This is a genomic window from Brachybacterium halotolerans subsp. kimchii, from assembly GCF_020792675.1.
GTDB lineage: Bacteria > Actinomycetota > Actinomycetes > Actinomycetales > Dermabacteraceae > Brachybacterium > Brachybacterium halotolerans.
In genome coordinates this window covers 3,274,805-3,288,234 of the sequence record NZ_CP086254.1, presented here as the reverse complement: position 1 = coordinate 3,288,234, position 13,430 = coordinate 3,274,805, and the positions used below count along the sequence as shown (strand labels likewise).

Genomic DNA, 13,430 nt, shown 5'->3' with positions numbered 1-13,430 from the left:
TTACAAGGAGAGAGACAGATGACCCGCCTCGCCACCCCTCCCGCGCCCACCCGACGGGCCCTGCTCGTCGGCGCGCCCGTGCTCGCCGGCTCCCTGGCCCTGGGCACGTCCCCCGCCTCTGCGAAGGACCCGGTGCTGCATCCGGGCGATCGCGGGAGCGCCGTGAAGACCATGCAGAAGGACCTCGCCGCACGCGGCTACTGGTGCGGCAGCGCCGACGGCAGCTTCGGCGCCACCACCACCCAGGCGGTGTACGCGCTGCAGAAGGCCGCGGGCCTCGCCAAGGACGGCGTCTTCGGGGCGAAGTCCCGCGCCGCGCTGAAGAAGGGCACCCGCCCGACGCCGCGCATCACCTCGGGCACCGCCTTCGAGGTCGACAAGAAGAAGCAGCTGCTCTACTGCATCAGCGGCGGCAGGCTGAAGTACATCCTCAACACCTCGACCGCCTCGGGGAAGAAGTACTACTCGGGCGGGCGCTGGAAGACCGCGACCACGCCGAGCGGGGACTTCACGATGTACAGCTTCCCCACGAGCGGCTGGCAGACGGCCCCGCTGGGCAGGCTGTACCGGCCGGGCTACTACGACCGCGGCTGGGCCATCCACGGCGCCACCTCGATCCCGCCCTACCCCGCCTCCCACGGCTGCAGCCGCCTCTCGGTGGCCGCGACCGACATGCTCTGGAAGGGCGGCTGGATGAAGAAGGGGCGCCGGGTGCTCGTGCACTGAGACGCCCCCGGCCGCCCCTCGGAGAACGGGGGCGGAGGGCGGGGACGAGGTGCGCCTCCACACGACCTGCACACCTCGTCCCCGACCTCCCCTCCGCCTGACCGCAGTCGCACGGTGATGGCACGATACGATCGACCAGCACCACACCGTCTCGACAGCGGAGGATCGACCGTGGGGATCTTGGATCGGATCGAGCGCGGACTGGACCGCGGCGTCACGAGCGTCTTCACGTCCGGCCGCGGGCAGCTCAAGCCGCTCGACCTCGCCCAGGGGCTCAAGCGCGAGTGCGACGACCAGATCCAGGTCCTCGACCGCACGCGCACCATCGCCCCGAACGTCTTCACGATCTACCTGAACTCGGCGGATCATGAGCGCTTCTCCTCGTGGGAGGAGACGCTGCTCGAGGAGATGGAGCGCGTGATCCTCGAGCACGCGGAGAAGAACCGCTACGTGTTCGTGGGCGGCGTGAGCGTCTCCCTCGAGGAGGACGACGAGGTGCGCCCCGGCCGCTTCGAGACCGAGTCGCGCACCGAGCGCGGCACGGTCGCGCCCGCCACGGGCGCCGAGCAGGCCGCCGGCCCCGGCCACCCGATCGTGGAGATCGACGACCAGCAGTACCTGCTGACCGGCCCCGTCACCGTGATCGGTCGCGGCGGCGACGCGGACATCATCCTCGACGACACCGGCGTCTCCCGCCACCACCTCGAGCTGCGGGCCGACGGCGCCTCCCTCATGGCCACCGACCTGGGGTCGACCAACGGCACCTTCGTCGACGGCGAGCGCATCCGCACGCCCGTGACCCTGCAGGACCGCTCGTCGATCCGGATCGGCCGCACCCGGCTCACCGTGATCCTGCCCTCGCCCGCGCCGACGTCGGCGACCTGGTGAGCGCCGCATGAGCGAACTGACGATCCTCGTCCTGCGCGTCGCGCTGGTGCTGGGGCTCTGGCTCTTCGTCGTCGCGGTGCTGCTGATCCTGCGCAACGACCTCTTCGGCACCACGGTCGTGAACCGCGGCACGAAGCCGGACCCGCGGCGCGAGCAGCGACCGTCGGCCGATCCCGCCCAGGCGGCCTCGCTGCGCACCGACCCCTCGGTGATCTCGACCGCGCTCGTGGTCACGGCCGGCCCGCTGCGCGGGACCACCCTCACCCTCGGCCGCACGCCCGTGCTCATCGGGCGCGCGCCCGAGTGCACGCTCGTGCTCGACGACGACTACGCCTCCAACCGCCATGCGCGCGTCTTCCCACAGGACGACGAGTGGATGGTCGAGGATCTCGGCTCGACCAACGGCACCCTGCTGTCGGGGAAGAAGATCGAGGGCGCCGTGCCCTTCCGCCCCGGCGCGCAGGTGCGGATCGGCCGTACCGAGATCGAGCTGAGGCGAGGCCCCCGATGACCATCGCCCTGCGCTACGCGGCCCGCTCCGACGTCGGCCTGGTGCGCTCGAACAACCAGGACTCCGGGTACGCGGGCAGCCACCTGCTGATGGTGGCCGACGGCATGGGCGGCCACGCGGGCGGCGACGTCGCCTCGTCGATCGCCGTGGGCCGTCTCGCCCAGCTGGACACGGACACCCCCGCCTCGGACGTCGTGGCGAGCCTCGAGGAGACGATCCTCGAGGCCAACCAGCTGATCCTGCGCCGCGCGCGCGAGGAGCCGCAGCTCGCGGGCATGGGCACGACGGTCACCGCGCTGCTGCGCGCGGAGGGCCGCTTCGCGCTCGCCCACATCGGCGACTCGCGCGCCTACCTGCTGCGCGACGACGAGACCGTGCAGGTCACCAAGGACCACACGTTCGTCCAGCGCCTCATGGACGAGGGCCGGCTGACCAGCGAGGAGGCCGAGCGCCACCCGCAGCGCTCGGTGCTCATGCGCGTGCTCGGCGACGTGGACGCGGATCCCGAGCTCGACCTCTCGATGCGCTCGGCCCGCGTGGGCGACCGCTGGATGCTGTGCTCCGACGGCCTCTCGGGCCTGGTGTCGCTCGAGACGATCCACGCCACGATGGACGGCATCGAGGATCCCGACGAGTGCGCCGAGGCCCTCATCCAGCTCGCCCTCAAGGGCGGCGGGCCGGACAACATCACCTGCATCATCGCCGACGTCGTGGATCTCGACGACCTGCCCCGCAGCGCCGAGGCGCCCTCCACGACCCCGCTCATTGTGGGCTCGGCCGCGCGCACCCGCAACCAGCCCACGAGCGCCTCGGGGCCGGCCGCGCGCGCCGCCGCGCTGACCCGCGTCGAGAGCCCCGAGCCGCCCTACTCCGACGAGGACTTCGAGGAGGAGCCGCCGCGACGCGGACCCTGGCCGGCGCTGGTGACCCTCGTGCTCGTGGTCGCGGTGCTCGCGGGCGCCCTGTGGGCCGGGTACACCTGGTCGCAGAAGCAGTACTACGTGGGGACCGACGGCGACAGCGTCGTCATCTACCGCGGCATCTCCCAGGACCTGGGCCCGGTCTCGCTCTCGGACCCGGTCGAGGTCACCGACGTGCCCGTGGACTCCCTGCCCTCGATCACCCAGCAGCAGGTCACCTCGACGATCCCGGCCGACGACCTCGCCGACGCCCAGGAGATCGTGGACCGCCTGGAGTCGCAGACCGCGACCACCCTGCCCACGACGCCGACCGAGGGCCCGACCCCGCCGGCGGACGACGCGAGCAGCGCGTCCTCGTCCTCCCCGACCGACGAGGGGGACTGATGGTCACCGTCGTCTCCTACACCGCCCGCCCGCGCCGCGTCCTGCAGGCGCTGCTGCTGCTGATCGCCGCAGGCCTCGGCGTGCTCACCTACGCGCTCGTGGGCCTGGGCCGCCACGGCGAGATCCCCGACGCCCTGCCCGCGGTCGCGATCGGCGCCGGCGTGATCGTGCTGGTCCTGCAGATCGCCGTGATGTGGCGCGCGCCGTACGCGGATCCCGTGATCCTGCCGATCGCGGTGCTGCTGAACGGCATCGGCGTCGCCATGATCTTCAGCTACGACACGGCGGTCACGAAGTACATCGGCACCACCGCGTCCTACGCCTCGCGCCAGCAGCTGTGGACGGTGATCGGCGCGATCCTCGCCGTGGTCGTGCTCCTGGTCATCCGCGACCACCGGATCCTGCGCCGCTACATGTGGATCTTCGCGGTCAGCGGGGCGGTGCTCCTGCTGCTGCCCCTGGTCCCGTTCCTCACCGACGAGCAGTACGGCTCGAAGATCTGGATCAGGATCGCCGGCTACTCCTTCCAGCCCGCGGAGCTCGCGAAGATCTGCATCGCGATCTTCTTCGCCGGCTATCTGGTCTCCCGCCGCGACACCCTGGCCCTCGCCGGCCCCAAGGTGCTGGGCATCCACCTGCCGCGCTGGTCGGACTTCGGGCCGATCCTCGCGGCCTGGGCCTTCTGCATCGCGATCCTCGTGTTCGAGACCGATCTGGGCACGGCGCTGATGTTCTTCGGGCTGTTCGTGGCCATGCTCTACGTCGCGACCGACCGCCTGAGCTGGCTGGTGATCGGCGCGGTGATGTTCGTGCCGCCCGCGATCTTCGCCGCGACCCTGCTGGGGCACGTGCGCACCCGCTTCACGTGCTGGTTGGACCCGCTGAGCAGCGAGAACTACGGCGCCTGCGAGCAGATCGCGCGCGGCCTGTTCGGCATGGCCTCGGGCGGGCTCGTGGGCAAGGGACCCGGCGGCGGACGGCCCGACATGGTGCCCTTCGGGCACAGCGACTTCATCTACTCGACCCTCGCCGAGGAGCTCGGCATGGTGGGCGCCTTCGCGGTGCTCCTGCTCTACATCCTGCTGGTCCAGCGGGCGATGCGCGCGGCGGTCGGGATCTCCGACGGCTTCGGCACGCTGCTCGCCGCGGGGCTGGGCTTCGTGCTCGCCCTCCAGGTGTTCGTGGTCGTCGGCGGCATCACCCGTGTGATCCCCCTGACCGGCCTCACCCTCCCCTTCCTCGCCTCGGGCGGCAGCTCGCTCGTGTGCAACTGGATCATCGTGGCGCTGCTGGTGAGGATGTCCGACGCCGCCCGTCGGCCCGCTGCCCGTCGCCTCGACGGCGAGGGCGCCCCGGCGCGCCGGCAGAAGCTCTCGAAGGACGCCGAGGATCCCCAGCGCGCACAGGAGGCGATGTCGTGAACAAGCCCCTGCGCCATGTCTGGCTGGTGGTCGGCGTGCTCTTCGTGCTGCTCTTCGGCTCGACCACCTACTTCCAGGTGATCGACGCGAAGTCGCTCAACGCCAACAGCCACAACTACCGCACGGTCTACGCCCAGTACGACCGCCACCGCGGGCCGATCGTGGTGGGTGGCGAGCCGATCGCCGAGTCCCATGCGACCGACGACGCCTACGGCTACCAGCGCACCTACGATCCCGGTTCGCTGTACGCCCCGATCACGGGCTACTACTCGGTCCAGTACGGCTTCAGCGGGCTCGAGAAGTCGCTCAACGACACGCTCTCCGGGGAGTCCGACGCGCTCTTCTACCAGCGCTTGACGGACACCATCTCCGGGCGCGACCCGCAGGGCGCGACCGTCGCGCTGACGATCGACCCGGACGCCCAGGAGGCGGCCGCGAAGGCCCTCGAGGGTCGCCGCGGCGCCGCCGTCGCGCTCGACCCCGAGACCGGCAAGGTGCTCGCGATGGTCTCGGCCCCGAGCTACGACCCCAACACGCTCGCGACCCATTCCGCGAAGAAGGCCGAGGCCGCCTGGAGCGAGCTGAACGACGATCCGGACCGGCCCCTGTCCAACCGTGCGATCGCCGGCGACCTCTACCCGCCCGGCTCGACCTTCAAGCTCATCGTCGCGTCCGCCGCGCTGGACAGCGGCGACTACACCAAGGACACCAAGATCCCCGGCCCCGGCTCGTTCACGCTGCCGGACACCCAGAGCACCCTGTACAACCACCCCAACCAGGGGAACACGGCCTGCGGGGCGGACGACTCCTCGACCCTGTCCGAGGCCCTGCAGCAGTCCTGCAACACCTCGTTCGCGAAGCTCGGCATCGAGCTGGGCCAGGACGAGGTGCGCAAGAAGGCGCAGGAGTTCGGCTTCGGCGACCGCCTGGAGATCCCGCTGTCGGTCACGCCCTCGAGCATGGGCGACGACCTCAACGACGCGCAGCTGGCCACGAGCTCGATCGGCCAGTACGAGGACCGCGTGACGCCGCTGCAGATGGCCATGGTGGCCTCGGCGATGGACAACGACGGCAAGGTGATGACCCCGCAGCTCGTCGACGAGGTCCGCACCCGCGACCAGTCGGTGATCTCGTCGTTCTCCGCCGAGCAGTACTCGCAGCCGCTGAGCGCCTCGAACGCCGCGCAGATGCGCGAGATGATGGTCTCCACCGTCGAGGACGGCACCGGCACCGCCGCGAAGATCGACGGCGTCGAGGTCGGCGGCAAGACGGGCACGGCCGAGTGGGGCGACGGCCGCACCCCGCACTCGTGGTTCGTCGGCTACGCCGACAGCGGCGACAAGAAGGTCGCCGTGGCCGTGGTCGTCGAGGAGGGCGGCTACGGAGCGGATGTCGCGGCACCGATCGCGCGCGATGTGATGAAGGCGGTGGTCTCGCAGTGAGGACCGGCAAGGGACTGGTGCTGGAGGGGCGCTACCGCCTGGACTCCCTGATCGCCACGGGCGGCATGGGCGAGGTGTGGAAGGGCTGGGACCAGGATCTGGACCGCGAGACGGCGGTCAAGGTGCTGCGCGAGGAGTACGCCTTCGACGAGGGCTTCCTCAAGCGCTTCCGCGCCGAGGCGCGCCACACCGCCTCGCTCAGCCACGACACGATCGCCGCGCTCTACGACTACGGCGAGATCGACGGCCGCGCCTACATCGTCATGGAGCTGTGCAAGGGGCGGCCGCTCTCGGAGATCATCGAGGAGCACCCCGACGGCCTCCCCGAGGACCGCGTGGTCTCGGTGCTCATCGACCTCGCCCGCGCGCTCGACGCCGCCCACGCCAAGGGCGTCGTCCATCGCGACGTGAAGCCCGAGAACATCCTCGTGGACGACGCCGATGACTGGCACATGAAGATCACGGACTTCGGGATCGCCCGCAGCCAGGACCAGGCGCGGCTGACCAAGACTGGGCTCGTCATGGGCACCGCCCAGTACCTCTCCCCCGAGCAGGCGATGGGCAAGCAGGCCACGTCGCTCTCGGATCTCTACGCGCTCGGGATCGTCGCCTACGAGATGCTCGTGGGGCATCGCCCCTTCACCGGCGCCAGCCAGGTCGAGATCGCGATGGCGCAGGTGAAGAAGCAGCCGCCGGCCCTGCCAGAGTCGGTCAGCCCCGACCTGCGCCACCTGGTGATGATGCTGCTCGCGAAGGCACCGGCGAACCGTCCCCGTTCGGCGGCGGCGGTCGCCCGCATCCTCGAGTCGATCCAGCGCGGCGAGGAGCCGCGCTTCACGACCGGAGCGATCCCCGCGGGCGCGGCCGCCTCCGGGGCCTCGGCGGCCTCGGGCGGCTCCGCGTCCTCCGGGTCGACCGGGGAGAACCGCGCGGGCTCCGGGAAGCCGTCGGCCTCTCCCGTGGGCACGCGCACCGCGGCGATGCCGCTGCCGCGCACGCACCGTCGGCGCGGGATCCGCCACCGCTCGGGCACCTCGGGCCCCTCGGCACTCTCAGGGGCCTCGGCGCCGTCGGCCTCCGAGTCCGGGGGCTCGGGCTCTCGCGGGGCGGGCGCCCGCGCGGTGATGCCCGCCTCGGGCTCCTCGCGCACGCCGAGCGCCTCCCGGCTCTCGGGACCCGGCTCGCCCGTCGGCTCCGCGTCCGTTGGCTCCCCCGCCGCCCCGGGCGCACCGTCGGGTCCCGGCGCGAGCGCCGGGAGCGGGAACGCGGCCTCCTCGGGAGCAGCGCCGGCGGGCGGAGCGGATCCCGGGATCTCCACGGCGACCTCGGGCCGCACCTCGCGGTCCACGAGCACCGGTTCGCGGATCGGCCCGTTCACGGTGCCCGGCTTCGTGCTGCTGCTGATCGTGATCGTGGTGGCGGCCGTCGCGATCGGGATGGGTGTGGGCATCATCCCCAGCGGCTTCCTGAGCGGCGAGGCCGCTCACGCGGCACATGCACGTACGATGTTCGCGTCGCCCCGGATCGGCGACTTGACGAGGACGGTAGGACAGTGAGCGAAGAGAACCTGATTCTGTCCGGGCGCTACGCCCTGGGCAAGGCTCTCGGGCACGGCGGCATGGCCGACGTGCACCTGGCGGAGGACCGCCGTCTGCACCGCACCGTCGCGGTGAAGATCCTGCGCACCGACCTCGCGCGCGACACGAACTTCCAGGAGCGCTTCCGCCGCGAGGCGCAGAGCGCCGCCGGGCTGAACCATCCCTCGATCGTCGCCGTGTACGACACCGGCGAGGAGCACGCGAAGGACTTCACCGGGCACGAGATCACGATCCCCTACATCGTGATGGAGTACGTGCGCGGCAAGACCCTGCGCGAGTACGTGGACCCCGAGCACCCGATGGACGTGGGCCAGGCGGCCACGATCATGCAGGCGCTGCTCTCCGCGCTCGAGTACTCCCACCAGCAGGGCATCGTCCACCGCGACATCAAGCCCGGCAACATCATGATCACCGACGAGGGCGACGTGAAGGTCATGGACTTCGGCATCGCCCGCGCGGTGGCCGATGCGACCGGGATGACCCAGACCCAGGCTGTCATGGGCACCGCCCAGTACCTCTCCCCCGAGCAGGCCCGCGGGCAGCTCGTGGACGCGCGCAGCGACATCTACTCCGCCGCGTGCGTGTTCTACGAGCTGGTCACGGGGCGCCCGCCGTTCACGGGCGACAGCCCCGTCTCGATCGCGTATCAGCACGTGCGCGAGACCCCGGTCCCGCCCTCGCGGTACAACCCCGCGATCACCCCCGAAGTGGACCGGGTGATCCTCACCGGTCTGGCCAAGGACCGCGAGACCCGCTACCCCTCGGCCACCGCCTTCGCGCGCGACATCGCCTCGGTGATCGCCGGGCGTCGTCCGCAGCTCGTGGCCGGGGACCCCCAGCCCACCTCCGACGCGGAGGCGACGACGGTGCTCAGCCCCGTCGACGACCGCACCGAGGCGCTGCCCGCGTCCGCGGGAGCGACGCAGACCCATCGCGCGCCGGTCGCGGCCGCCGCCGGAGCCGGAGCCCTCGGGGCCGGCGCGGCCGGTGCCGCGGGCGCAGGCATGCAGGGCGCCGGATCGGCCGACGAGCCGGGCGAGGAGCTCGAGCAGAAGCCCAAGCGCCCCGTCTGGCTGATCGTGCTGATCATCGTCGCGGTGCTCGCCGTGATCGCGGCGGCGCTGGCCCTCTGGCAGCCGTGGAACACGGGCCCCAAGCAGGTCGCGGTCCCGCAGGTCGTCGGCATGACCGAGGCCCAGGCGAAGTCCGAGCTGGAGAGCGAGGGCCTCACCGGCACGTTCGAGAAGAAGGCGAGCTCCGACGTCGACGAGGGCGACGTGATCTCGACCGATCCCGAGGGCGGCACGGAGGTGGACGAGCACACGGCCGTGAAGGTCGCCGTCTCCAGCGGACCCGAGCAGGTCGAGGTCCCGGACCTCGCCGGCATGGACCGCGATGAGGCGACGAAGAAGCTCGACGACCTGGGGCTCGGCATCGAGATCGGCGATCCCAAGGACGTCGCGGGCAAGAAGGCCGGGACGGTCGTCGGGCAGGATCCGGCCTCCGGCTCGAACGCGGAGGCCGGGGACACGGTCACCGTGAACCTCGCCTCGGGCGATGCGGAGCTGCCGGACGTGACCGGCCTCGACGAGGACACCGCGACGAAGACCCTCGAGGACCAGGGCTTCGAGGTCGACGCGACGACCAAGGAGTCCGACGACGAGGACCCGGGCACGGTCACCGGCCAGACGCCCACGGGCGGCGACGGGAAGACCGCGGAGGTCGGCTCGACGGTGCAGATCGTGGTCGCGAAGGCCCCCGGGAACATCTCGATGCCCAACGTCGTGGGCCAGACGGAGTCCGAGGCCCGCAAGACCCTCGGCGCCAAGAACCTCGGCGTGAAGGTCACCTACCAGTCCGACGACTCCGTCGCCAAGGACACGGTCATCAAGACTGATCCCACGCCGAACACGTCCGTGAAGCCCGGCGCCACGGTGACCGTGTACGTCTCGACCGGACCGGAGAAGACCGAGGAGCCCTCGGACACCCCCACCTCCGAGACGCCGTCGGACACCCCCACGGACACCCCGTCGGACACCCCGAGCGACTCCGAGACCCCCTCGGACAGCGACAGCCCGACCCCGTCGGACGGCGATGACGGAGACCAGGGCGATGATCAGGGCGGTGACAATGGCTGAGCCCACCGCGCGGATCCTGGTGGTCGACAACTACGACAGCTTCGTCTTCACGATCGTCGGCTACCTCCAGCAGATGGGGGCGGCGACGACCGTCGTGCGCAACGACGAGGTGCCGCAGGGGCCCGACGGCGCGATCGACCTGGGCGGGTTCGACGGCGTGCTGATCTCCCCGGGGCCGGGGACGCCGTCGACCGCGGGGCGCATCCTCGACGTGATCGGCGCCTGCGCGGACGGCGCGGTGCCGATGCTCGGGGTGTGCCTGGGCCATCAGGCGCTCGGCCAGTGCTTCGGCGGCACGGTGACCCACGCCCCGCAGCTCATGCACGGGCGCACGAGTGTCGTCGAGCACGAGGGGAGGAGCGTCTTCGCGGGCGTGCCCAGTCCCTTCACGGCCACCCGGTACCACTCGCTCACGGTGGTCCCGGAGACGGTGCCCGACGTCCTCGAGGTCACCGCCCGCACGGCCGACGGGGTCGTGCAGGGCCTCGCCCACCGCGAGCTGCCGCTGCACGGGGTGCAGTTCCACCCCGAGTCGGTGCTCACCGAGCACGGCCACCTGATCCTCGCGCGGTTCCTCGAGCTGTGCGACGGCGTCGACGCGCGCGTGCGCTCGCAGGGGCTCGCCCCGCTGCTCGCGCCGTCCTGAGACGAGCGGGCGCGGACCCCGGACGCGGACCTCGGATCCGGCGGAGCCGGTCGCACGGTCCAGGGCGCCCGGTCCAGCCCGCACGGCCCCGGTCATACGGCCCCGGTCGCGCCGTCCAGGCGGGCCTTATACCCTGGGGCCGGCATCCCCTCCTCTGATCACCTCCCCTGACCTCGTCCCCCGTCGGAAACGGAGCAGCATCGCATGGCCGCAACCCAGCGCAGCAATCGCGACCGGAAGAACGCGGACCCCGCGAAGCGCACCGCGGGCGACGCGGGATCCGAGCCCGTGAAGCGCGGCAGGGCCGAGAAGCCCTCGACCGACGAGACCCATGAGAAGGCGAAGGACGCGATCTCCGAGCGCCGCCGGCCCGCCGCCGAGAGCACGGGCCGCGGCCGCCGCGTCGCCGCGCCCGCGGTCACCCCGAACTGGATCGCCCCGGTCGCGGTGGTCCTGCTCATCGTGGGCCTGATCTACCTGGTCACCTACTACCTCTCGAGCGCGACGCTGCCGCTCCCGATCGGCGACTGGAACCTGCTCGTGGGCTTCGGCGTGCTCGCCATGGGCGGCGTCACGCTCATGTTCTGGAAGTGAGCACTCCCCCGCCGCTCCCGGACCACGGCACAGGATCCGCTCAGCCCTGGCACCGCTTCGTCGCCCTCGGCGACTCCTTCACGGAGGGCATCGGCGATCCCGATCCGGATGCTCCCGGCGGCCATCGCGGCTGGGCCGATCGCGTCGCCGAGGAGCTGGGCCGCTCGGTCCCGGGCTTCGAGTACGCGAACCTCGCGATCCGCGGACGCCTCTACCAGGAGATCATCGACGAGCAGATCGAGCCCGCGGTCGCGCTCGAGCCGGACCTGGTGAGCATCTTCGCCGGCGGCAACGACGTGATCCGCGGACGCGACCCCGACGAGATCGCCGCCGCGATGGACACGGCCGTCGGCCGCCTCGCCGAGACCGGCGCGACCATCATCCTGTGGACCGGGCCCGACGTCGGCTCGACGCCCGTGTTCCACCTGATCCGCGGGCGCACCGCGATCTACAACGAGAACATGCGCTCGGTCGCCCAGCGCCACGGCGCCGCGGTCGTGGATCTGTGGTCGCTGCGCTCGCTCACGCACGAGGGCATGTGGGCCGAGGACCGCCTGCACTTCTCCCCCGAGGGCCATCTGACGATCGCGGCGCACGTGCTGGACACTCTGGGCGTCGAGCATGCGCTGCAGCCCCATGACCTGGGCGACCCCACCGCGCGCCCGTGGCGCGAGGCCCGCCAGCAGGACCTGCACTGGGCGCGCGTGCACTTCGGGCCGTGGGTGGTGCGTCGTCTGCGGAGGCAGTCCTCGGGCGACGCGGTGCGGCCGAAGAGGCCGTCGGCCGCACCGGTCTTCGGTCGCCCCATGCCTCCCGGCACCTCCGCCTCCGACCGGTAGGTCCAGGGGCACGGCGGGCCGACGGGCCGTGCCGTCCCACGTCGCGGGATCGCGGCATGGTCCCGCCGCTCCGTCGGCCGATGGGTACTTCTCCCCACTGCGCTCCCGCACGAGGGCATCTAGGGTATGGGCAACGGGCTGCACCGAGCGCACTGGTCGGCGGCCCGCAGGCGCGGGGTCTCCGCGCCGCACACCTCCTTCGACAACGGGGCCACCATGCACTCCCTCTCCCTGCGGCGACGGCTCGCCGCGCTCCTCCTCCTTCCTCTCCTCCTGCTCGTGGCCGGCTGCGCACGGGTGACCGCGGACTTCGACATCACCAGCGCGGACAGCTACGAGCTCGACTTCGACATGGCCGTCGAGAAGTCCTACGTCGAGAGCGAGTTCAGCTCCGCCGACGAGCTGTGCAAGGGCCTCGAGGACGAGGACTCCGGCGAGTTCGGCCAGGCGACGTGGAAGCCCTACACCGAGGACGACATGTGGGGCTGCAAGATCTCCGGCACCGTCGAGAAGAAGGACTTCGGGTCGGGCTTCGCGATCGACGAGAGCGATGGCGAGCTGCACCTGAAGATCTCGCCCGACTCCTCCTTCGATCCCTCGAGCAGCGGATTCACCGCGAGCGACCTCGACCTCACGGTCACCTTCTCCTTCCCGGGCAAGGTCATCGAGTCCAACGTGGGCACGGTCGACGGCAAGACGGTCACGATCACCGACGCCGCTGACATGAGCAAGGGCGTGGACATCACCGCGAAGGCCGGCGGCATCGGTGCGGGCCTGATCATCCTCATCGTCGCGGTGATCGTCGTGCTGCTGATCGTGCTGATCATCATCGCGCTGATCGTGTTCTTCGTGGTGCGCTCGCGCCGCAGGAACAACGCCCAGAACGGCGCGGGCCCCGGCGGCTTCGGCGGACCGGCGGGCGGCTTCGGCAACGGCGGTGACTTCGGCGGGAACAGCGGCAACGGCGGCTACCCCGGCGGCTCCGGCTACCCGGGCGGCGGCCAGGGCCCGAGCCAGGGCCAGAACCCGCAGCAGGGCGGCCCGGGTGAGCAGTGGAACCAGGCGCCCGGCCAGCAGGGCCAGCAGGGTCAGCAGTGGAGCCAGGCCCCGGGCCAGCAGGCGCCCCAGTCTCCGCAGGGCCAGCAGCCGTGGAATCAGCCCCCGGCCCCGCAGGGTCAGCAGGGCGAGCAGAACCAGCAGGGCCAGCAGCCCTGGGGACAGCAGCCGGGGCAGGGGTCCGACGGCGAGCAGCCGTGGAGCCGTCCGCCGCAGAGCTGAGGCTCGGCGCGCGGGTGTGCGGTCACCCGTGACGCTTTTCGAGAG

Annotated in this window: 12 protein-coding genes; all 12 read left to right on the top strand. The window is 71.6% G+C overall.

Annotation, left to right across the window (positions count from 1 at the left end; all coding sequences use genetic code 11):
• Positions 1-18: 18 nt before the first annotated feature.
• The 12 genes from Bra3105_RS14695 to Bra3105_RS18505 all read left to right on the top strand — a co-directional run bounded on the left by Bra3105_RS14695 (position 19) and on the right by Bra3105_RS18505 (position 13,385).
• Complete coding sequence (locus tag Bra3105_RS14695; protein ID WP_200502633.1) at positions 19-726, top strand: L,D-transpeptidase family protein; 708 nt, start codon at positions 19-21, stop codon at positions 724-726.
• Between the two features lie 171 nt (positions 727-897).
• A complete protein-coding gene (locus tag Bra3105_RS14690) occupies positions 898-1,614 on the top strand; it encodes an FHA domain-containing protein (RefSeq protein ID WP_228357458.1) in 717 nt (238 codons plus the stop codon).
• A 7-nt stretch (positions 1,615-1,621) separates the two neighbouring features.
• Positions 1,622-2,125, top strand: coding sequence for an FHA domain-containing protein FhaB/FipA (locus tag Bra3105_RS14685; protein WP_200502629.1), 504 nt, complete (start codon positions 1,622-1,624; stop codon positions 2,123-2,125).
• Positions 2,122-3,429 carry a Stp1/IreP family PP2C-type Ser/Thr phosphatase gene (locus Bra3105_RS14680; protein ID WP_228357456.1) on the top strand — a complete coding sequence of 436 codons (1,308 nt, stop codon included), beginning with the start codon at positions 2,122-2,124 and terminating at the stop codon, positions 3,427-3,429. The genes Bra3105_RS14685 and Bra3105_RS14680 overlap by 4 nt, the downstream gene beginning before the upstream one ends.
• Entirely contained in the window at positions 3,429-4,850 is a 1,422-nt protein-coding gene (locus Bra3105_RS14675; protein WP_228357455.1) for an FtsW/RodA/SpoVE family cell cycle protein, read from the top strand. The genes Bra3105_RS14680 and Bra3105_RS14675 overlap by 1 nt, the downstream gene beginning before the upstream one ends.
• Positions 4,847-6,292, top strand: a complete 1,446-nt coding sequence (locus Bra3105_RS14670) for a peptidoglycan D,D-transpeptidase FtsI family protein (RefSeq protein ID WP_228357453.1) — start codon at positions 4,847-4,849, stop codon at positions 6,290-6,292. Before Bra3105_RS14675 ends, Bra3105_RS14670 begins: the two co-directional genes overlap by 4 nt.
• Positions 6,289-7,848 carry a serine/threonine-protein kinase gene (locus Bra3105_RS14665; protein ID WP_228357452.1) on the top strand — a complete coding sequence of 520 codons (1,560 nt, stop codon included), beginning with the start codon at positions 6,289-6,291 and terminating at the stop codon, positions 7,846-7,848. The genes Bra3105_RS14670 and Bra3105_RS14665 overlap by 4 nt, the downstream gene beginning before the upstream one ends.
• On the top strand, positions 7,845-10,028 hold the full coding sequence (pknB, locus tag Bra3105_RS14660; protein WP_228357450.1) for a Stk1 family PASTA domain-containing Ser/Thr kinase: 2,184 nt from the start codon (positions 7,845-7,847) through the stop codon (positions 10,026-10,028). Before Bra3105_RS14665 ends, pknB begins: the two co-directional genes overlap by 4 nt.
• Positions 10,021-10,674 (top strand): anthranilate synthase component II, encoded by a 654-nt coding sequence (locus Bra3105_RS14655; RefSeq protein ID WP_228357447.1) that lies wholly within the window; start codon positions 10,021-10,023, stop codon positions 10,672-10,674. The genes pknB and Bra3105_RS14655 overlap by 8 nt, the downstream gene beginning before the upstream one ends.
• 204 nt (positions 10,675-10,878) lie before the next feature.
• Positions 10,879-11,268, top strand: a complete 390-nt coding sequence (locus tag Bra3105_RS14650) for a cell division protein CrgA (protein WP_228357442.1) — start codon at positions 10,879-10,881, stop codon at positions 11,266-11,268.
• Entirely contained in the window at positions 11,265-12,107 is an 843-nt protein-coding gene (locus Bra3105_RS14645) for an SGNH/GDSL hydrolase family protein (protein WP_228357440.1), read from the top strand. Before Bra3105_RS14650 ends, Bra3105_RS14645 begins: the two co-directional genes overlap by 4 nt.
• 216 nt (positions 12,108-12,323) lie before the next feature.
• The gene (locus Bra3105_RS18505; protein WP_267061805.1) at positions 12,324-13,385 is read left to right on the top strand and encodes an LppM family (lipo)protein; all 1,062 of its coding nucleotides are present in this window, start codon (positions 12,324-12,326) and stop codon (positions 13,383-13,385) included.
• Positions 13,386-13,430 lie beyond the last annotated feature (45 nt).